The organism is Treponema sp. Marseille-Q4523 (assembly GCF_016901105.1).
Taxonomy (GTDB): Bacteria; Spirochaetota; Spirochaetia; order Treponematales; family Treponemataceae; genus Treponema_D.
The window spans coordinates 1-22,055 of record NZ_JAFEVM010000039.1 but is presented as its reverse complement, the minus strand read 5'-3'; the positions used below and the strand labels follow the sequence as shown (position 1 = coordinate 22,055).

The 22,055-nt window shown below is 51.1% G+C and carries 12 protein-coding genes and 1 pseudogene; 5 read left to right on the top strand and 8 right to left on the bottom strand.

Annotated elements, in window-relative coordinates:
• Positions 1 to 53 precede the first annotated feature (53 nt).
• Positions 54 to 458, top strand: a pseudogene (locus JSQ97_RS10900) (hypothetical protein); the annotation flags it as partial.
• Positions 459 to 892: 434 nt separating this feature from the next.
• On the opposite strand, the gene JSQ97_RS10895 reads toward JSQ97_RS10900, so the two are convergent.
• A complete protein-coding gene (locus JSQ97_RS10895) occupies positions 893 to 2,128 on the bottom strand; it encodes a hypothetical protein (protein WP_205076082.1) in 1,236 nt (411 codons plus the stop codon).
• 411 nt (positions 2,129 to 2,539) lie between these two features.
• Here JSQ97_RS10895 and JSQ97_RS10890 point away from each other — a divergent pair, with 411 nt between their 5' ends.
• Both JSQ97_RS10890 and JSQ97_RS10885 read left to right on the top strand, forming a co-directional pair.
• Positions 2,540 to 3,418, top strand: coding sequence for an Rpn family recombination-promoting nuclease/putative transposase (locus JSQ97_RS10890; protein ID WP_205076081.1), 879 nt, complete (start codon positions 2,540 to 2,542; stop codon positions 3,416 to 3,418).
• Positions 3,419 to 3,488: 70 nt separating this feature from the next.
• Positions 3,489 to 4,955: a DUF6938 domain-containing protein gene (locus JSQ97_RS10885; RefSeq protein ID WP_205076080.1), complete on the top strand. Its 1,467-nt coding sequence runs from the start codon at positions 3,489 to 3,491 to the stop codon at positions 4,953 to 4,955.
• Positions 4,956 to 5,015: 60 nt separating this feature from the next.
• Here the strand turns inward: JSQ97_RS10885 and JSQ97_RS10880 are convergent, their stop codons facing one another.
• From JSQ97_RS10880 to JSQ97_RS10865, 4 genes are all read right to left on the bottom strand, one after another.
• Positions 5,016 to 5,459: a hypothetical protein gene (locus JSQ97_RS10880; protein WP_205076079.1), complete on the bottom strand. Its 444-nt coding sequence runs from the start codon at positions 5,457 to 5,459 to the stop codon at positions 5,016 to 5,018.
• 215 nt (positions 5,460 to 5,674) lie between these two features.
• The gene (locus JSQ97_RS10875; RefSeq protein WP_370590053.1) at positions 5,675 to 7,018 is read right to left on the bottom strand and encodes an AAA family ATPase; all 1,344 of its coding nucleotides are present in this window, start codon (positions 7,016 to 7,018) and stop codon (positions 5,675 to 5,677) included.
• Complete coding sequence (gltX, locus tag JSQ97_RS10870) at positions 6,979 to 8,553, bottom strand: glutamate--tRNA ligase (RefSeq protein ID WP_205076077.1); 1,575 nt, start codon at positions 8,551 to 8,553, stop codon at positions 6,979 to 6,981. The genes JSQ97_RS10875 and gltX overlap by 40 nt, the downstream gene beginning before the upstream one ends.
• Positions 8,554 to 8,647: 94 nt before the next feature.
• Positions 8,648 to 9,097 (bottom strand): low molecular weight protein-tyrosine-phosphatase, encoded by a 450-nt coding sequence (locus JSQ97_RS10865; protein WP_205076076.1) that lies wholly within the window; start codon positions 9,095 to 9,097, stop codon positions 8,648 to 8,650.
• A gap of 315 nt (positions 9,098 to 9,412) precedes the next feature.
• Between JSQ97_RS10865 and JSQ97_RS10860 the strand changes: the two genes are divergently transcribed.
• Together JSQ97_RS10860 and JSQ97_RS10855 are read left to right on the top strand one after the other, a co-directional pair.
• The gene (locus JSQ97_RS10860) at positions 9,413 to 11,383 is read left to right on the top strand and encodes an FAD-dependent oxidoreductase (RefSeq protein ID WP_205076075.1); all 1,971 of its coding nucleotides are present in this window, start codon (positions 9,413 to 9,415) and stop codon (positions 11,381 to 11,383) included.
• 20 nt (positions 11,384 to 11,403) lie between these two features.
• Positions 11,404 to 13,176, top strand: coding sequence for a flavocytochrome c (locus tag JSQ97_RS10855; protein WP_205076074.1), 1,773 nt, complete (start codon positions 11,404 to 11,406; stop codon positions 13,174 to 13,176).
• Between the two features lie 281 nt (positions 13,177 to 13,457).
• Here the strand turns inward: JSQ97_RS10855 and JSQ97_RS10850 are convergent, their stop codons facing one another.
• The 3 genes from JSQ97_RS10850 to JSQ97_RS10840 all read right to left on the bottom strand — a co-directional run bounded on the left by JSQ97_RS10850 (position 13,458) and on the right by JSQ97_RS10840 (position 21,551).
• On the bottom strand, positions 13,458 to 13,814 hold the full coding sequence (locus JSQ97_RS10850; RefSeq protein WP_205076073.1) for a hypothetical protein: 357 nt from the start codon (positions 13,812 to 13,814) through the stop codon (positions 13,458 to 13,460).
• Positions 13,815 to 13,875: 61 nt separating this feature from the next.
• Positions 13,876 to 18,537 carry a SpoIIE family protein phosphatase gene (locus JSQ97_RS10845; protein WP_205076072.1) on the bottom strand — a complete coding sequence of 1,554 codons (4,662 nt, stop codon included), beginning with the start codon at positions 18,535 to 18,537 and terminating at the stop codon, positions 13,876 to 13,878.
• A complete protein-coding gene (locus JSQ97_RS10840; protein ID WP_205076071.1) occupies positions 18,537 to 21,551 on the bottom strand; it encodes a hypothetical protein in 3,015 nt (1,004 codons plus the stop codon). Before JSQ97_RS10840 ends, JSQ97_RS10845 begins: the two co-directional genes overlap by 1 nt.
• Positions 21,552 to 22,055: the final 504 nt, after the last annotated feature.

Sequence of the window (22,055 nt, the reverse complement as noted above, 5' to 3'; positions counted from 1 at the left end):
CTTATCCCGTCGGATAAGACTACCACTTCTGCCGGTAATTAAAAACATAGCATCTCGTTGTCAGCGTGACGAATATCAATTATAATAAAGACAATGAAATCTTACATACGTGTAAACCGCTGAAAGAATACACTCTGTTCGTAGAAGCCGTACGGCGACATACGAAACTCGACAGTGAAAACGGCTTTCAGAACGCGATCAAAGAGTGTATACGAAACGACATTCTGCGGGAGTACTTACAGCGGAAGTCAAAGGAGGTGATGAATATGTTAATTGCCGAATATGACTATGACGTGGATATAGCCGTACAGCGGGAAGAAGAACGGGAAATCGCACTGCAGGAGGGCTCATATCAAGCTAAGCTTGAAACGGCAAAAAACTTACTCGGCATGGGGCTATCGATTAAAAACATCGCACAAGCTACCGGCCTCACCGAGTTGGAAATCGAAAAGCTGTAAGGCAGCGCTTTCCGCAAAACGCGGGACGCACACCTCGATTGCTCAAGTCCACACTTTACCCCTACTCCCCGCTTTTTCTCAAACGCACGCCCCACACCGCCCCCGCATTCCGGCAATTGCCGCGTACACGTTTGCCCGCTCGCCCCGCCTATCGCCTCTAAACGAGCACACAGCTATTCGTGCGGAGGGTTTAATACCCCGACGCTTGCGTCGTAACAAAGGGTATTAAAGCCGACTGCAACCACCTTATGAGAACATACAGTGCGAAACGTTGAGCACTGTACCCGACGCTTCCGTCGGGGTTGTTGATTCCGTACAATACGTATACCTCGCTCGCCACGCGCGCGTATGCACCATAAAAAAATCCCGCGGCGTAGCCGCGGGATTTTACCCTACCCGTACAAAAGCACGGGTTACGTCAAATGAAGTTCAGCTTAGAAAGCAACTTTCATAGCAACAGGGATCGAAAGTCCGAATACAGGAGTACCTTTTGCAGGCGTATCGCTGTAGATCGGAATCGCAGCCTGTACGGCACCGGAAACGGTTACGTTTTCAACCGGTTTGATGTTCGTACCGACTTGGAATTTGATGTTATCCTTCTTCTGATAAGCTTTTGCTTCGGCATCAAAATATCCGGCTTCACCGAAGAGCGTAAACATATCGTTCAGCACATAGCTCGCGTTGAGCGCAACATATTTACCGTCGGTATATCCCTTAACAGTCTTGCCTCCAATTTCCTGCTTCCGTGTCTCAAGAGAGTAGTTACCCATAACGGTGAAAGAAAGCGCATCCATGGGAAGAATGCGTACACGAGCATCGATACCGATCGTAGTATTGTCGGTTGCGGTGCGGTTATCGAATGCGAGCGTACCGCCGACAGCAAAGTCGAGCATATCGATCGGCATCATGCGGAAATACACACCGGTTACTGCAGTATTTGCATACGGCACTTTTACGTCTGCAATGATCGTAAAGAGCTTGGACTGGTATGCGGCTTCAAAACCGTAACCGCTCTTGAGGTGCGGGAATTTCGGGGTAGAATCGAAGATAGCGGCTTTTACGAGAAGCTTCGCATCACCGATCGGGAACGTATAATCGCCGATCGCGGCAAGATTTTCACCGTTCGTCATATTGTTCGCATCGACACCGACATTGTCTTTGATCGCCGTACCGAACTTATATGCTTCAACGAACGAAACGGAAATCAATTTGCCTACAGACTGGCGCATGCGCAAGCCCATGGCATTCGTTGAGCGGCTGGCAAATTTACCTGCGGTAAATTTGAGTCCGCCGATATTGAACCATCCCAATACATCACCGGCAGCGAGCAAGGGGTCTTTCGACAGAGCAAGCTCATCTTTCTCATCAGTGACACCATCACCGTTAATATCACCGATAAAAGAATAATCTTTACCATTTAATGTCAATGCGTTGTTCAGATCAAACGTGACTTCCGCCGTAACGCCGGCATTCTTTCCCGCAGCGCTGACACCGATCTTCGTGTCGTCAAGATTATCCTGCACGAGATAAGCCGCATCCGCATCGGTATCTTTTTTGAATGTCCAGTCCGCGGCGGTAACCTTCGTTCTGAATTCGACCTCCGTTGTAACTTGTGCAAATGCGCCCGCGACGAGTGCGGATACAAGCACAACACCTAAAATCTTTTTCATACAAAAAACCTCCATTTTTGCATCGGCTGTCGGACCGACGGTCTTTTTATGACAGCCGTAGTTTACAGTTAATACCACTGTTATTCTGTTCGAATATAGCACATACGGGCGCCGATGTCAACTCTTTTTTTTAGTTTCTAAAACAACCCTATTTCCCCTTCGTTTCACGGGTAATTTTTAAAAATACGTTATGGAATGCGAAGCACGACGTTCCCCGCGCGACCTTGCAACGAGCACGAAGCGCGAAGTTCCCCGCACAACTTGCAACGAGCGCGGAGCGCGAAGTTCCCCGCGCAGGAAACGATGTTTCCGTTTATTTTTACAAAAAACCGCGTAATTTATCACTTTGCAGGCGATATATAGGTCAGCGGCTTTCCTTGCCGCGCTATCTCAACAATCGAAGGTGCAGCTATGGAATATACCCATAAACCCGTCGAAGAACTCTCCTTTACCGACGATTTTATGTTCGGTACCGTCATGAAAAACAAAGGAATTTGTAAAGGTGTATTGGAGCGCCTTTTGCATATCAAAGTCGGTAAAATAGAATACCCATCCCTGCAAAAAACGATAGCACCCTTTTACGAAAGCAGGGGCATACGTCTCGACGTCTATGTCTCAGACCCCGAGCGCATCTTCGATATCGAAATACAAACGTCGATCCCGCCCTCTCTTCCCAAACGTACGCGCTATTACCAAAGTCTTATGGATGTCGATAACCTCTTACGCGGACAAAGTTACGCCGAACTGAAAGAGAGCTATGTCATTTTTATCTGTACGCAGGATCCCTTCGGCAAAGGCTTACCTGTATATACGTTTCGCAATTTATGCAGTGAGGACGGCACTCTTTTTCTTGATGACAAATCGTATAAAGTATTTTATAATGTGGGTGCCTACGGTAAAGAGGGAGAGCCTGAATTGAGCGCCTTGTTGAAGTATCTTTGCGAGAGGCGGGCGACGAGCGGTTTTACACAGCACATCGATGAGCTTGTCGAAAAAGCGAAACGGAACGAAAAGTTCAGGAGCTGGTATATGTCGTTGAATATTCATGAAGATGACTTACGCAGAGAAAGTTTACAGCTGGGTGAAAAGATCGGCTTTGAGCGGGGCGTTGCTGCAGGAATACGCAGAGGCAGAAAAGACGGACTCTTACAAGGCCGACGAGACGGCATTGCCGCAGGTTCATATCAAGCAAAGCGGGAAACGGCAAAGAATTTGCTCACTCTTAAGTTGTCAATTGAAAACATTGCGGAAGCCACCGGCCTCACAAAAGAGGAAGTCGAAAAGCTGTAAATCCCGCTCACCGCAATCGACAGTCAAGCCGCGCCTTGCTCCGTGCACTCCCTTGCATTACAATAGCACTATGGATCCGTACATTTCACATACGCAAGCATTCGGCAATCCGATTGCGCCGCGCGAAGTGCGTTTTGCCTTTTTCAAATACCGCCTGTGCCGTTTTCTTTTTTCACGGGACGATACGCCTGTCGAACCGGGTGCCGTCGCCGCAGGGGAAGCGTACAATGATTTCGGTATGCTCACGATCGTTGACAAAAATAAAACGAAAGGTCCAGTGCGCGACATACGATCGAAAAATGCGATCATCATCGGCACGATCCGCATGGGATTCGGACACTGGCGTATTGCAATCGCGATGGCATCCGCGGCGAAGCACTTCGGCTATACGCCCTACCTTTTGGATCTGACGGCATTCGACGGAAGCACGGCGCAAAAATCGATACGCTTTTTGCAGTATTGGTACGATGTACTCTCCCGCGTTTCACAGCGCTGGAAGTGGTTCAACAAACACGTGTGGGAAAAAGCGACATCCGTCGGGAGCAGACCGCTTTCAGCGTCGGTAAACGAACGCATCCTCTCGCGGCTTTTCGAACCGATTTTGGAATTGATTCCCGAAGAAGTACCGCTCCTTTCGATGCACCCGTGGGTCGGACACGCGGCGATCATGGGCGGTGTCAAAAACGTTGTCAGCATCATTCCCGACAATTACCCGATGGGATTTTGGCTCGTCGAAGGAAGCCGCCACACCGTGCAGTCGCCCTCGGCATATATGGGTTACCGTACGCTCCTTTCGATGGACGGCGAGCGCAAAATCACGCGCTGTCTCGAACCGTACACGCTGCTCGAAGCCGGTCACTACGTCGATTACGAAATCGTATCGGCGATCGAAAGGGACTGCAAACGGCGGATCGAACGCATGAAAGAAGGAAAGCCCCGCCGCTTTTTGCTCACGATGGGAGGAGCCGGAGCGCAGGCACAACGTTTTGCGGACATCATCGAAACGTGTAAAACTTTTATCGAAAGCGCCAAAGCCGCGTTTTTCGTAAATATGGGAGATCACGCCGGACGATGGAAAGAACTCAAAGCGGATCTCGATAAAAGCGGCGTTTCATATACGATGCACACCGATTGGAACGCGACAAAGCGCTTCGTCAAAGAAACCGAAACGGACGACGTGCGCGGCATTCACGTATTTTTACACGACGAATTCTACGCGGCCGTCTATTTAACAAATTTGCTGATGCGCGTAAGCGATATCATGATCACAAAGCCGAGCGAACTGTCGTTTTACCCGATACCGAAATTGTTTATCCAGCGCGTCGGAAAACACGAAGCGTGGGGCGCGATCCGCGGCAGCGAAATGGGCGACGGCACGATCGAAACGGAAAACACATCCGACTTGCACCGCACGCTCGCGACGCTCATAGAAACGGACGACCTGCTCGAAATGTACATCAAGCACATACGGCAAAACGCAAAAGCGGGCGTATATGACGGCGCTTACAACGCGCTTCGATTTGCATGCGAGGGGTAAACACCCATTAGGGCGGCACGAACGACGAAGCGGCTGTATACGAGGAGCGTGAGCGGGGGTTCATCGAGCATCGTTATATTTTTCTACGGTACGTTTAAAATTATTAAAACTCGGCGATTTATTGTTGCAGACGTCCATATAGGGCGCTATCGTCAAAGCCCACTTTGATTTTTGCGCACCGACCGCTTGAAAACCGTCCTTTTTCAATTTTAAATGTCCGCCCTTACAGAGGGCATCCGCAAGCAGTTCCCACGTCCCGCAAATGCTGTCGTTTTTATAGCGGAGTAACACATTGTCGAGCGCCTTCGGATACGCTTTTTTAATCGCAGCTATATCGCCAAGCAGCCACGCTTCCCCTTCTTCTATGGCAAGACAGAATTCCGCTTTGGGCTTTACCGGACAATTATCCGACAAAGATTTCAGTTCGGATAAAAATTCTTTTTCATTACGGTCATCCAAATCGCATACGACGATAAGAATTTGTTCTTTGTCGACTTTATGCACATTACCGTATCCCCGCAATAATCGCGGAAGCTGTTCCAATAAAATCCTATTCGATACGCCGTGCGCAGTTTTCAGATTTTTAGGAATTATACCAAGTCCTTTGTACGCGTGAACACGAAAAGTATTTTTTGTATGTATAATAATTTTCGGCAGCAAATTATCGAGCATCGCTTTACCGGACATATCTTCCACCAATATTTCATAATGCACGGCGGTTAATCCTTATCCAAATATTCGCTATACCACAGACTTCCCAACGGAATACCTTCAGCAACCATATCTTTTACCAATGTATCATCGCTTGCACGATGAATTGCAGAAAAACCGTCGGCTTGCTTTTCAAGGATCCAAACTTCGTCCGGTTCAAGAGCGTTGACAAAATACGGCTGATGGGTTGTAATAAATAATTGGGAGCCGCTTTTTTTTTCGACTGCATGTTCACGAAACTCAGCTGCGAGGATTTCCAATAATCTATGATATAAACCGTTTTCAGGTTCTTCTATACAGATAAAGGAATGAGGTTCGGGATCCTCCATGAGCAGCATATACGTAAACATTTTAAGCGTTCCGTCGGACATTTGCTGCGCGTAAAACGGCGCTTTAAATCCCTGCCCGTAAAATTTCAAAAGCAAACGTCCGTCGGAAGAAATTTCGGTATCTATTTTTTCAAGCCCCGGTATTTTCTTGGCAATGCGTTCCAAAATCCCTTTGAATCGTTTCGGATGTTCCCGCTGCATAAACTGTACGACATTCGCAACGTTATCGCCGTGCACATCGAGATGCTTTTGTACGCCCGCAAGCGGCAATGCACGAGCCGAATCCGGAGAAAAGTAACTGACATACCAACCTTCGATAAATTTACGAAAGGCAGTAATACGGGGATGTTGCTTTAATGCTCCCAATGTCGTAATTGCCAAATGCCGGTTATCGTTAAGACGTACCACTTCCGTCTCATTTGTTTCTTCCGTTTGATCACCCGATTCGATTTTTGAAATAAGCGGATTTACATCAAATACCGTATGCTCATCTTCCTCAATTCGTTTTCCCAATGTTTTTCCTTTCCATGCAATACCCGTTCCGTCATTTAAAATCAAAAATGAAAACGGTCGACCGTGTCCCTCTCCTCTTCGCCGCTGTCGCAACCGTTCGGTATAGATAAAAGGTCTCCGATTCTTATCCAATTTTATCGAAAATTCATACGTAATAGGGCTTTCTTCCGCACTCTCCCGATAATACAATTCGAATGCCATAGGTTCATCTATGTTTTGACCTTTCGAAAAAATCTTTTCAAAGCCGCCGCGCACATCACACGCGTCTTCCACGCCCGTCTTTAAACAGTCGGCGATAAAACCGAACGCTTCAAAAATGCTGCTCTTACCGCTCCCGTTCTTTCCGATAACGACGGTAAGAGGCGTCAAAGGTCTATTACGATTATTCCATAACTTTCCGAGTGTAATATCTTTCAGAGCTTTGTAGTTTCGGATTCGAAATCCCTGTATTTGAGGCAAATCCCCCCCCCTTAAAACTTCTCCAGCGTCTTTTCGATCCGCGAAAGACACCGCTCTTTTCCGAGTATGAGAATCGAGCCGATAAGCGGAGGACTTATTCTGCTGCCGGTCACCGCCATGCGCACGGGCATCATAAAATCTCCGAGCTTTACGCCGAGCGCTTCCGCTTCCGTCCTCGCAAGATTTTCCGTTTCTTCATGGCTCATACCGAAAGCCGCGTCGACGAAATTTTTTGCGCGAAGCAATATCTCTTTCGTTTTCGCCGCGTCGAGTTTTTTCGGAACGATCTCTTCGACGGGAGGCACGGCCGGTTCGGTAAACAAAAAGCGCACCATCTCCGCGGCGTCGGTCAAATAGTGGAGCCGCTCTTTAATAAGCGGCATGAGGCGCATAAGAGCGGCTTTTACGTCGGCGCTTGTCATCTGCATGGAAGCGTCAACGCAAACCGGTTCGCCGTCGCTTCCGAGCGCGATGCCCGAATATTCCGGCCCCACGCGCGGAGGCGGCAATTCACCGTCGGAATGAATCGGAAGAGCGGCATCGCCCGTCCCCGTGATAAACGGCAGCGTCATGCGATAAAGCGCTTCGTCCGAAAGCATGCGGATATACTGTCCGTTATACCATTCGAGTTTTTTATAATCGAATACCGCAGGCGATTTATTTAAATGTTCGATTTTAAATAAGCTGCACAGCTCGTCGAGCGAATACAGATCCCTGCCGTCTTCGTACGAACAGCCGAGCATCGCAACGTAATTGATAATCGCTTCGGGAAGATAACCGCGCGCACGGAATTCATCGACACTCGTCGCGCCGTGCCGCTTCGAAAGCTTTTGACCGTCTTTACCGTTGACCATGGGCAAGTGACAGAATTCGGGATGCTTCCAGCCGAAAGCGCGGTACATCTGTACGTGCAGCGGCGTCGACGGTATCCACTCCTGCGCGCGCATTACGTGCGAAATATGCATAAAGTGATCGTCGACTATATTCGCCAAGTGGTAGGTCGGAAAACCGTCGCTTTTGAGCAAAACGGGATCCGGGCTGATATCTTCGTTTTTCCACGTGATCTTTCCGAGCAGATAATCGTGAAATTCCGTTTCGCCTTCGAGCGGCACTTTGAGGCGGATGACGTGCGGTTTTCCCGCAGCGATATTTTCCCGCACTTCTTCAGAGGTCAGCATACGGCAATGGCGGTCGTAACCCGGCGCCATTTTATTTTCCGTTTGGATTTTTCGGATGCGCGCGAGCCGCTCTTCGTCGCAAAAACAGTAATAGGCTTCACCCTTTGCAACGAGTTCTTCCGCATATTTTTTATAGAGATCGAAACGTTCGCTCTGCACATAAGGCCCGTAAGGACCGCCTTTATCGCCGCCCTCGTCCCAATCGATGCCGAGCCATGCCATCGTGTCGTACAAATTCTTAACAAATTTTTCATCGTAGCGCGTGCGGTCGGTATCTTCGAGCCGCAAAATAAATTTGCCGCCCTGCGAACGCGCAAAAAGATAATTGAACAGCGCGGTGCGCACACCGCCGATATGCTGCATCCCCGTCGGAGAGGGAGCGTAGCGAACACGTACTTCGTTTTCCATAACGGATCGATTATAGCAGAATAATAACGCTCACGCAATTACGCGCATTGCCCGATGTACGCACGCACGGCGGTCGCGCGGAAAAACGGAACGCTTACGAAAGCTTTGCCGAAATCGCGCGGCAGCCCGCAAGCACGTCGTCCCACGTCGCATCGAAGTTTCCCGTATACCACGGGTCGGCAACATCGCGATGCATGCCGCACCACTCGAGCAGTTTGCTCATTTTATGCTCGCGGTCTTCTCCGAATGTTTTTTGCATATAGTACAGGTTTTCGTCGTCCATGCCGATCAAAAAATCGTATGCGTCGTAATCGGCACGCACGATCCTCCGCGCAGAGCGCGCTTCATGCGCTACTCCCATATCGTCGAGCTTTTTTCTCGTACCCGGGTGGATGTCGTTCCCGATTTCTTCATTGCTCGTCGCCGCCGATTCGATAACGAAATTGCGCTCCCGTCCCGCCTTCCGTACCAAATCTTTCATAACGAATTCCGCCATCGGAGAGCGGCAGATGTTTCCGTGACAGATAAATAAAATACGATGCATACCGTCAGTATATAGTAAATGAAATAAAAAAAGGAGCCCTGCCGACGGCAGGACTCCAGAAAGGAGAGGAGAAAGCAAATCAGATTACGTTTGCTCTTGCATTCGCTTTTCAAACAGCGATCATACAAAAAAGGTTACACACAAAAGTCCTTCAAAACGGCATTTTACATTGAATAGTTTTAAATATTTTGTTATATTCGACTGCAATGAACGCTTTTCAAAATCTCGTCATTCACTTGAACCGTAAAGCGGTTGGAAATTTCTCGGCATAGCTTTTATATCGGAATCATTTTATATCATTTTTATGGAGGATATATGAAAAAGATTCGGCTTTTGCAAACGGCGGCGTATGCGCTTTTTGCAACTACATTCCTGTTCGGTGCCGGCGGAAAATCCGTTAAAAACGGCACATACAAGGCTGCGGTCGGCGGCATGAACGGCGACGTCGAAGTAAGCGTTACGATCAAGGGTAAAAAGATCACGCAAGTCGAAGTGACGAAAGAAGCGGAAACGCCCGGAATCGGTACGCGCTTAAAAGACATCAACGGTAAGGTTGTAACGGCCGGCGGACTTTCGCCGGTGGATGTCATTCCTCAGCGGATCGTCGAAAATCAAAGCGTCAACGTCGATGTCGTAACCGGCGCTACGATCACTTCCCGTGCAATTACGGCCGCGGTAACCAAGTGCTTACAACAGGCCGGCGGCAATCTTGCCGACTGGAGCAAAAAGCAAAAACCGGCAGCAGCTCCTTCAAACGCGAGCGCGGATGTCGTCGTTGTCGGCGGCGGCGGCGCGGGATTGGCAGCTGCAATCGCAGCCGGCCAAAAAGGCAAATCGGTGATCATCGTGGAAAAGACCGGCGAAGTAGGAGGCGATACGCTCGTGTGCGGCGCCATCTATAACGCTGCCGATGAAGCGCTGCAAAAAAAAGTTACGATGTCCGATTCGGTAAAACCGACGATCGAAAAAGCTCTCGCGGAAAATCCGACAAGCGACGAACACGCAGCCCTTCAGGCGGCGGTGCGCGCCCAGTGGGATGCATATAAAGCAAGCGGGCGTACGGATCTCTTCGACTCGAAAGAATGGTACGCGCTGCAAACGTGGAACGGCGGAGATAAAGCCGCAAATCTCGACCTCGTCAAAACGCTGACATACAACGCATACAGCGGATTAAAGTGGATCGAAGGACTCGGCATGCGCTTTTCCGACAAGATCGCACAGGGCGCAGGGTCTCTGTGGCAGCGCACCCATACGAGCGTTATGAAACTCGGCACGGGTTTTCTTTCGACCTATATCGACAATATCGAAAAGATGAACAACGTTTCGCTCATAGTCGAAACGACGGCGAAAGCGCTCGTCAAAGAAAACGGCAGAATTACCGGCGTCGTCTGTGCGGACAGATACGGAAATAAATTTACGATTTCCGCAAAAGACGGCGTTATCCTTGCAACCGGCGGTTTCGGTGCAAACAGCAAAATGGTGCAGCAGTACAACACCTCCGGCAAATGGAGCGATTTGAGCAAAGTCGGAACGACGAACCGCTTTTCCGCTTCACAGGGCGACGGCATAACCATGGCGACCGCCGCGGGAGCCGCTCTCGCGGACATGGAACAGATCCAGCTTCTGTACCTCGGCAACTTGCAGGACGGTCAGATTTCGAAATACACGCTGCGCGCGGCAAACGGCACCGATCAGATCATCTTCGTGAACAAAGAAGGTAAACGCTTTACGAACGAAGGCGGCCGCCGCGACAACATTTGTCTCGCCGTTTTCAATCAGCCCGATCAATTCTACTACGTCCTCGAATGCGCCGACGGTGACAAATACAAAGACATCAACGATCCGTCGTGGCGGAGCGCTGACGGCTTTACGTTCGACTATTGCGAAAAGAACGGCTTTATGTATAAGGCCGACACGCTCGACGCGATGGCTGCAAAACTCGGCATGAATGCCGCAGTCCTCAAAGCGACCGTCGATGCGTTCAACGCGAGCGTCGCTTCGGGACACGACGAGTTCGGACGGACGCTCTATTCGGTAAAACTTGAGCACGGCCCGTGGATCGCAACACCCCGTAAAGCGTGCATCCACCACACGATGGGCGGTGTCGCCATCGACACCGATGCACGCGTACTCGGCACGAACGGCAAAGCGATCCCCGGTTTGTACGCGGCGGGCGAAGTTACCGGCGACATCCACGGTGCGAACCGCCTCGGCGGCAACGCCGTCGTAGACACGGTCGTATTCGGTAAGCTCGCAGGCGAAACCGTCGTTACTGATGCGAAATAAAACAGATGAGAGGATATTACATGAAAAAAATCGCATTGTTTTTGTGTGCGGCCGCATTGCTCGCAGGTGCGGCAACCGCTGCAAAAAAAGCGCAATCGCAAACTTATTCGAAAACGATTTCGGGACACAACGCGCCGATGACCGTATCGGTCACGATAAGCAACGGAAAGATCACCGACATCGATTATTCGAAAAACCTTGAAACGATCGGCGTCGGGAAAAAAGCGCTCGAAACGGTCGCCGCGAGGATCATCGACAACCAATCGCTCGCCGTAGACGTCGTCACTGGTGCAAGCATTTCGAGCCGTTCGCTCATCGCTGCGGTGCGCGACTGTCTCGTGCAGTCGGGAGCCGACATTAAAAAATGGACACAGCCGAAAAAAGCGAAACAACTTAAAGACGAAACCTACGACACGGACGTGCTCGTCATCGGAGGAGGAGGCGCAGGTCTTGCGGCGGCCATCTCCGCAGAACAGAACGGCGCAAAAGTCATCGTCATGGAAAAAATCGGTTTGCTCGGCGGAAGCACGAACGTTTCCGAAGGTGCGCTCAACGCCGTAGACCCCAAGCGCCAAGTGCCGCAGGGTATCACCGATTCCGTCGAAACCTTTTACAATGCGACGCTGACGGGCGGGCACAACACCGGCACCCCTTCTCTCGTGCGCTATATGACGAGCAACGCTTATCCCGCAGTCGAATGGCTCGAATCGATCGGCGTACAGTTTAAAGACAAAGTCGGCTCCGCGACGGGTTCGCTCGGTCAGCGCAGCCACTATCCGAAAACGCCGTCCGGCAACAGCTACATCAGAGTGTTCGAAGCGTACGCGGCAAAACATCCGAATATCACCGTCATCACGGACACGAAAGCGACGTCGCTTATTAAAAAAGGCGACAGAGTTTCAGGCGCGGTCGGAGAAAACAAAGGCAGGAAAATCACGGTCAACGCTTCCAAAGGCGTCATCATCGCAACCGGCGGATTCGGTGCGAACGTCGCGCTCCGCCAAAAAGTGAACACGGGCGTTTGGAAAGAAGTGAAGCTCGACAATTCGATCGGTACGACGAATATGTACCTGTGCGCGCAGGGCGACGGCATTACGCTCGCCGAAAGCGCGGGCGCAAACGTCGTCGGCATGCCCGATATCCAGCTCCATCCCTGCGGCACGCCGGGAACCGGCCTCATGGAAAACATCCGCACGTCCGGCAAAAACCGCATCTTCGTCAACGCTTCGGGTAAACGATTCGTAAACGAAAACGCCGCTCGCGATACTTTGTGCAAAGCGATTTTCGCACAGGACGGCAGCACTTACTGGATCGTCGTCAATTCCGTGCGCTATCCCTCACGGGATTTCGTCGACAACAACGGCGCGACGATCGCGAATATGGTCGCACAGGGCTCCGTCATTGAAGCGGCGACGCTCGACGAACTTGCGCAAAAGACGAAGATGAACGCCGACGACCTGAAAGCGTCGGTCGCACAGTACAACTCCGTCGTTTCAAAAGAAGTCGAAAAAGACGAACTCGGATTTACGTCGAACAGCCCGGATGACAAAACGCTCGACGCAGGTCCGTGGTACGCGTGCAAAAAAGTTCCGACCGTGCATCACACGATGGGCGGCATTCAAATCAACACGAATGCGGAAGTGCTCGGCGCGGACGGAAAACCCGTTCCGGGCTTATACGCCTGCGGTGAAGTTACCGGCGGCATTCACGGTTCGAACCGGCTCGGCGGGAACGCGATCGCAGACTGCATGGTATTCGGAAAAACGGCGGGAAAATCCGCGGCATCGCGCTGAACGAACCGCCGACAAAAAATTATTAATAATTAAATGATCGAACGGCGGGTATGTATAAAGCCCGCCGTTTGTTTTACCTTCCGGCGCTCTTGCTCCGAACGGCAGGTACAGTAAAAATCCGTTCCTTAAAATGCGGCATTGCAGGAAGTGTCAACTTTCGAAAATGCCGCATTAGTGCGCGAGAGCGCACACGTACATCCGCGAGTTTTCGGAAGAAAACGGTTTGCCTTGCAAACTTGAAGTTAAAAGTGCCGCGCTATTTCAGCGGCGCTTTTAAACGTTCAGTCCTGCTTCGGCTTTTGAGCAAGAGCCTCTTCGCGCTTTGCGATCTCTTCGTCGCAATGCTTTATTTCAGCAAGGATCGGCGCGATATCCGCATCGTCGCCGTGAACGGCAGATGCCGCATCGCCGGAAAATTTTTCGAAAACTTTTTTCCCGAGCGCAAGCAGCTCTTCTTCTTTTTTCGTTTCGAACTGATGTTTTTCTATGCGGACAACGCTTTTGTCGCTGAAATCCTGAACGGCGCTGCTCGCTTTGTTGAACGCGGTTTTGGAGACTTCCATGCCTTTGTCAAATGCCGTCTTGGACACTGCGACGCCTTTGTCGAAATACCGTTTGATTTTATCACCGATAGCCATACAACCTCCCTGTACATCTCCCCTATAATATACACACAAATCGCCGGTTTTGCAAAAGGTTTTACGGACGGCGGACGGCGAGCAGCGTCAAATCGTCGAGCTGTTCGTCTTCGCGGAGATACACGTATTCGAAATAGTTCTGCCCTTCCGCACTTTCCCGTTTTACGCCGCAATAATAATTATATCGATTGAAATGCTTTTCAAGGAATGCATCGATTTTTTTATCGACGCGCACGATATCGGCTGCCGTCACGTCGGGAGACTTATACATGCGGAACACTTTTTCGATCGATACGAGCGCAATGACGGCTTCTTCGATCGTACCTTTGCACGTCGAAAAATCGAATACGAGATCTTCATCGGGGATCGGATTGTGAAATTTTTTAAGCGTATAAGCGCGGCGTGCGAACACCGATTCGATGATTTCACCGACGCGACGGTTTTCCAACTGTTCGGAATCCTCTCCGACTTTGTGATTGCCGTGAATATCTCCCGGATGCAGACCCTGCTCGGCACAGTGCATAACGGCAAACGACGGAGAGCGGAATTTCCGCGTCGCCTCTTCGATTCCGTCGGTATAGAGAAAGAGCACGTCTCCCTTTTGTAAGTGTGCTTTTTCGACTTTAAACCCGCCTTTCGAAGCGACGAGCGCTGACGAAAGCGGACCCGCCGCAGGCGTTTCGAAGAGCGTCAGCTCCGTTTCTTTCTGCGCCATATTGTCGTACAGGTGGACGATATTGTCGCCCGCATTGCACATATAGACGTCGCCCGAATACGTATCGAAAAGACAGATGATGATCGTTGCGAATTTTCCCTTGATGCCGAGCGATTCGATAAAATCGTTTATCTGAGAAACGGCCGTGTCTATCTGCGTGCCGTTTTTTTCGTACGACCAGTTTGCGAAATACGTACGGAAGAGCGTCGCTACGATTGTCATGAGAAGGGCTGCAGGAACGCCGTGTCCCGACGCGTCGCATTTTATTAAAACATACCAACGTTCGTCGAGTTTTTTGTAATCGAAATAATCTCCCGAAACTCCCGTCGCGCCTTCGTAATAGCCGAAACACTGAAGATTATCGTCATCGAGTTTTGCGACCGTTTCTTTTACGCCGTCTGCACCTGTCACAAGCGGAAGGAAGGTCTGTTGCACGACTCTGCCGTCCATGAGCAGCCGCTCGTCTTTGGCCGCGCGGATAAGTCCGTGTGTCATTTCATTTACGCTCTCTCCGAGCTGTCCGATTTCATCGCGTCCTTTGATTTTTATATCGCGGCCGGCAAGCTTCATCTTGTCGCTCGTCTCACCGATGATCTGCACATGGCGTGCAAGCTCCCGAATGGGCGCTACGATGATCGACGCCAAAACGAAGGAACCGGCGGCACCGATCAAAACGGCAAAGGCGCCGATAATGACGGCCGCCAAAAATACGCTGCGACGCGCATTGTAGACTTCAGCAACGATATTTTTCGTAGACACTTGAACGAGGACAATGCCCCGCACATACTCCTGTGACGTACCGTGCCGGTACAGTACGGGTCGATAAAAAAGATAATCGGTGTTTACAGGATCGAAATGCATATCGTCATAAGGCGGAACGGATCCGCTTCCGTTTTCGCCAAGCTCGTTCAGCGCGACGGTCAGCTTTGTCGAAAGCTGTGCCGTAATCCGTGCGATCTCTTCACGGCGGGCTACCGAGCGCCTGTCGGTTCGAAGCGCGAGCGAAATGCCTTCCGCGTTGAGTTCCGCTATATCCGCTGCAATGCCGCCCGCCTCTTTTGCAGCAGTTTCATTGAGCTTTTCACATCTCATCGCGATCTCTTGGACGGCTGCATCCGTGATTTCCGATGCACCGTAGGTAAGCGTCGAATTTCCAATCTTGTGCAAAATATCGGGATCGTTCGTCGCCCACACGTACGCAAGGCTCGAATTCGCGTTATTCGACGGATAGCCGGTAATCGTTACGTACCGGGCTTCTTCGAGCGACGACATTTGATCGGGGAGGTAATTCATCTCAAGGATATTCTGCGTCGACATATAGATGCGCGTACTTGACGTCAAACTTTCGAGGAGCATATCGACGCGTTCGGAAAGCCCGTGGGCAAGTGTACGCCGCTGTGTACGCAGCATATTGACACCGAAAGGCACCGCAACGAGCGCGACGGTGACGATGACGAGGAGCGTCGTAAACAACACCAACTTGAACCTGAGACTCATGCCTTTTCGTCTCAGCTGCATAAACCGTTTTTTCTTTCCCTGCGGCATACCATCTCCTGCAATGAGCGCGCGTATTTCCATGCGGACGGCAAGCACGTCCCGCAGCGTCTGTATCAACCCGAAAACCGCAAACGCAAAACCCGCTGCGGCAAGCACGAGCACTATCCAAAGCAAAATCGTTCCGACCTGTATACGATACGGCGATATCGTTTTTACGGGCAGCCACGGTGAATCGTATGCGTAGCGCCGTTCCATTTTGACCGTACCGTTTTTTTCCGCACGGAATATCGGCTCGCTCATAAAAAGCCCGCGTTCCGGATGCACGATGCCGATGCGGTATGTGCCTTCGTCGAGCGCGGTACCGATACGAATATCGACGATGCGGTTATCCGATGCGACGCGAAACAGACCGTCGCTCCGTCGAAGTGTCAAATCGTAAGGCGCTTTGCCGTCCCTGTCGATATAGACCGTATCGACGGTACCCTCGTAAGTAAATCCTCCGCCGACGATATCGAGCGTTACGTTTCCGAACATATCGGACGACGACGCGACCGATGTGATATACGTCGACGGCACGTATTTGTTGAGCACGAGGAGCACCACGGACGCCTCTCCGATATTGCCGACCGTATCGATCGCCGCAACGGAAAACGCATAGAGACCGTTTTTACGGTTTGCATACGAAACGGAGGCCTCTCTTCCGAGTATGCGGCGCGGCGGCATTTCCGCATGGAGCACTTCATCCGCATGAGATGACAGCAGCGCGGCAACGATCGGCTTCGCCTCATCGGGACTCACGCGTATCGGGCGGCGCTTCGTGTGGACGAGGCGGCTGTCGATAGGTGCAATGTATTGCAAATTCCACGTGTAACCTGCGACATCGCCGTCGGCCGCATCCGGCTGCCAGCGTATGCTGAAGGAATTCGAATCGACGCAACCGTATGCGTCCGTTTCGGGCAGTTCGATCACAGGCTTTGCGGGCGCAGTCAAATCGAGATAATACGCGACTTCGGCGGGATCAGACCAGTTGCCCGCGTAGTCCGTCGCCCGCACTTTAAAATACCACTCACCCTCGACCGACGCATTCGTTTCGACCGTCCGCTCCTCCGAAGTATGCATGATCGTTTCAGGAGGTTCCTCCGATCTATCTTGCGACCAGCTCCACGAATAGCCTGCGACTCCCGACGAATCGGACGGAAGAGTGACGCGGAAACGAACGCGGGATGCGTGAGAACGCTTCCCTTCTTCAAATGAAAGGGGCGTAAGTGAAGGAGCTTGAACCGATATATCGGGTTCGAGACGATAGATACCCGGCTTCCCCTTCGCGAGATTTTCCTGCCACACGAAGGACAGCCGTACCGCTTTCGACTTTTGCCGCGTGATGACCGGAAACGCAAAAAGAGAGGGTACACGTCCCGAAGAGATCGCCGTCTCTTCCCACAGTGAACCTTTTTTCTGCGCCATACGCACGGTTTCGATGCCGCTTCTCGTATCGAACCAAACGGCCGACAGCATATTATTAAATGAAAAGAGCACGGCACGATTCGCATTTCCTTCACCGCTGATCTGTTTCGCCGTACCGGGAACGATACCGTCTTTCGTCAGCTCTGCGATCCAAATGTACGAATTTTCGGAAGCGTAATACGTCCGCTCCCACGCGATATAGGTGATGCCGGATTGCGTAAACAGAACCGGACGCTGATTGTGATATACGGAAAAATTGCGCGTATCGTCGGAAGCGAGAGAAGCTTCATCGGTCAAAAGCAGAGGCTCCGACCACGTCATCCCCGCATCGGAAGAAAAAGTCCCATAGAGCTGATAGGATATGCGGTTCCCCGAAATATACTGGGCTTGCAGTACGACCGCATCGTTTTTCGGCATCGAAGTGAATACGGGGATAAACGGGTTTATCAAAGAAACGGACGGCATAAACGGAGAAAACCCCGACCACGAAAAACCGTCGGAAGAGGATGCCGTATACATTGCGAACGAAGCGTTTTGCCCGAGCGACACGAACAATATAAAGGTACCGCGATCGGTTGCATAGATCTGTGGCGCGACAAAGGGTTCGGTATAGTGAGGGATATCCGCTTCGGTAAAATGGGCGCCTCCGTCGGTTGACGTCAAAATTGAAAGCGAATTCGTGCCGGAAAGGACGGCGACGGCGATCGTACCTTTTTTCGAAACCGCTGCGGAATAGATGTCGGGTATCCTGCCGGAATACGGAAAGGGACCTGCAAAGCGGCTGTTTATGCGCCGTACGCCGCGCACATCGGTATACTCGCACGAAAGCCATATCATCTCTTCGTGCGTATCGATTTCCTGCCAAAACACGTAGTTTTTCGTACCGTCCGTCGCAACACGGGGAAAGCGCGCATCGCCTTTCGTAATGCGCACGGGATCTTCCCAATACATCGTCTGAGCGGAGAGGCGGAAAACGGATGTGAAAAAAACTGCCGCGCAGATTGCGAACGCAGCCGCGCGTTTTACGGTCGCTATCGTTCGATTCATCACAGCAGCGCCCGGATCTTTTTTTGCAAGTCGATGATTTTCGAAGAGTTTTTATTTGACGATTTTTGCAGCAGCTCTTCGACGAGCGCGTTTGCAGTGACGAGGTTATTGTCCTGAAGCGCGGCGACCGCCTTTTGATATTTCGCTTCGTCTTCGGACGACAATACGATAAGCGTCTGGCCGCCGATCGCGATCTGTATGCGGTCTTTTAAAAGGAGCGCCGCATCGTTATTCGGATCGAGGGAAATCGCTTGATCGACGAGCGAAAGAGCCGAGCGCAGCTTTACTTCATCGCGCCCCGCAGTTTCCATGATACCCTGTGCCCGCTTCGTAAGGGATGTCGCCTTTACGATCGCCGTGCGGTCTTGCGGGCGGCGGCGTATACCTAAATCGATTTCCGTTTCGTAGATCAGAGCGGCAAGTCCCGGGTACGACGGATCGATTTCATGCAAATCGAGCAGATCGGTATAGGCCGACTGCCGCTTTTCCGGAATTTTGTAATTCGCCTGTGCCATTTTAACGCGCTCCGCAAAGAGAGTCGCAAAGCCCGAAGGATTGAGCACCTGCTGGATACGCAGCGCAAAAAGGCTCGCCGTACGATTGAGGGGGTAGACGAGCTGGAGTTCCTGAATCTTTTGCAACGCTTGGGCGAGGAGCATCCTTCCCTCGTCCTCATCGCCTTTTTTTAATAAATCCTGTCCCTCGTTAAAATACTGCCGCGCTATGCTCAAAAGCTGCGACATTTCGGGATAGAGCGGTGCCGACGGCGAAAGAACGCGTCCTGTACGAAGCGAAAGCGCCGTACCGACCAGCGCGAACAGCGACTCGATTTCTTCGTCTTCTTCGATATTCGTCGATGCCCACAGCGCCTTCGCCTGCGACAAAAGGGATTCCGCTCTGCTGAAATTTCCGTTGTAGTATTCCGTCCGTGCCCGCGTCTTTATATCGCGTACACGACGAACGATACTTTCGTTTTGCCGCGTTTGAATGCGCTCGCCGAGCGAAGCGAGCCGTCCGTCGGATTCGCTACGCAGTTGTTCGGATTCCTGATACGAAAGCGATTCATTGTATTTCGTACGCGATTCCTGCAGCCGCCTTCGCGCTTCATCGAAATCGTTTGCCGCAAGCGCTTTTTGCGCTTGATCGTATCGGAGATCCGCTTCGTTCTTCGCGCGCTGCGCCGCTTTTACCTGTTCAAGCGCGGACGCTCCGATAGCCGCTACATCCGGTGCAAGCGAGTCGAGCTTGGTAATCGAAATGTAAACGGATTGGAGCGGCAGTGCATATGCGTCGACATTTTCTCCGCCTGCGAGCAGCGTACGTCCGGAAACGAGGACGGCTTTATTTTCGGAAAGCTTTTTTTGAAACGCACGGACAGCTTCCGTTACTTCAAACGGATAGCGAAACGTCGTTCCCGACTCTTCATCGAATTTGCCGCCGTCCAAGGCTTTGATTGCAGCAACATCGTTTTCCCGCGCGGTAACATAGGACGCTCCGCACGCAGCGTAATACGAAGCGATCCTCTGCCAGAGTTCGATCTCCGTATTGCGGCTGAAGTCCGCCGCATCATGAATGTACTTTCTATATGCGCCGACGAGGTTGTCGAACGGGATCACTTCGTCGTCGGGGTCTTCGGTATGCTGCGCGCCGAGATAGGCGACGGCTGCGGGAGACTGTTCGAAAGCATCTTCCGAGATTTTCGATTGAGCCGATTTCACACGTTCGGATGCCGCGAGGAGCGATGCCGTATACTCACTTCCTTCCTCAACTTTTTCATAATCGCTCGGTTCCGACAGCGCGAAAGCGTTTTGCCGTTCTGCCGTCATCGTTTGCCCTGATTCCAGCAGTGCGGAAAAGCGCGACGCAAGAGACGCCGCATAATCGACAGATACGGCAAAATTCGGAAACTTCGATTCTTCGGGGGTATTATCCAATTCCATACGCAACGCATACAACGCGTCTACGGATTTTCCGATTTCGGCAAACGACAGGATCGCCGAAAGATCTTTTTGTTCCGGAAACGCACTGACGTCGGCAAAACCGTCGGAACTCAACGCATACACGAACGATTCGACTCGCTGTGTAAGGATCGACGCGATCTCGTCTTCCATACGTTTTATGAGCGCGTCCCATTCGTAGTCCAGCGCACCGGCGACACCCGAATCCGCGATCGTATTGATGCCGAGTATACAGCGCGAAACGAAGGACAAAAACAACGCATCCGTTGCCGACTTTTCCGCCTGCATCGCCTGTCCCATATCCGACAGCTCATAACCGAGCCGATAGATACTGTTCCGCACTTCCGCAAACGCATTGAACGCATGCTGCACGGCGATAAACGATGCTTGTGTGCTTTCGACGTCGTCCAAACGGACGGCATCGGCAAAAGAGGAGACCGCGTCCTGTAACACATCTTCGAGCGCTTTATATGCGGCGATCTTTTCGTCGACGTAAGAAAGCGCACTCCGTACCGGAACCGTCACGCTTGCATCCGTATGCTCTCGAAAAAAATCGTCGCGATACATAAAAAATCCGCTCTGCGCTTTATCGACTGCGCCCGTATAGTTACCGCCGCGCGCCAAGTCCGCGCTTTCCTGCAAAATCACAAGCAGCTGCTTGCGATATATCGTAAACTGAGCGGCAGTGCGCGCATTGTGAATAAACGCAAGCTGCTGTTCCGTGGGATTTTTTTTCAACGATTCGAGCTTCGTTATGATCGCCAATATTTTTTGACCGTTTTCCGGTTCGTTTTCTATCGTATCGACAAGCTGAGACGCGGTCGCCGTATAGCGATCGAGCGTTTTGAAAATTCGATTCGAGCGCCGCTGCACGTCGTCAAAACGTTCGGGATAGGTTTCAATAAAATCGGACAGAGCCGAAAGCGCCGCATCGTATTCCGTCTCCTGAATGAGCCGATCGATTTCCGCAAGAGAACGACGCGCTCCTTTCGGGGCCGAAAAAAAAGGTGCGGCAATAAGTATACAATACAGTGCGATAAAAAATACTTTTTTCATAGTCAGGGGATTGTGAGCTCCCGCCCCTATATATTCTATCATGATTTTTAAAAAAAACCTACCGTACGATACGTCCCCAGGTCTTACGCATGAGAATCTATATTCCCCCAAAAATAACCGTACCGTAAAAAATCGGCTGCACTCCTGGCAGCAGCCCTGCCGTTCGCCGCGGCTGACCGTAATTGGAATCGGACTGCGCAAAATTTCTACGAAATTTTGCTTGCCATCGGTCAGAGCGGCTCGGCGACATTGCCGCTGCCTCGCGTTCCGCCTTTTTTATGTATATACGCTTCTTTTCTGTGTATACATTTTTCATGCGTAATCCCTGAGACCCCTTTATATTTTCGGTAATTTTGCTGATAAGATAGAGGGAAAAAGCCGAAAATATGATGTACGAATACCCGTACCGGGGTACTTTTGGAGAAAATAAAAAATGGAATTTTTAACAACAAAAGGAATTGCTTCTGAAATAGAAAACATAATTAGAAAAGCAAAAGAATATAT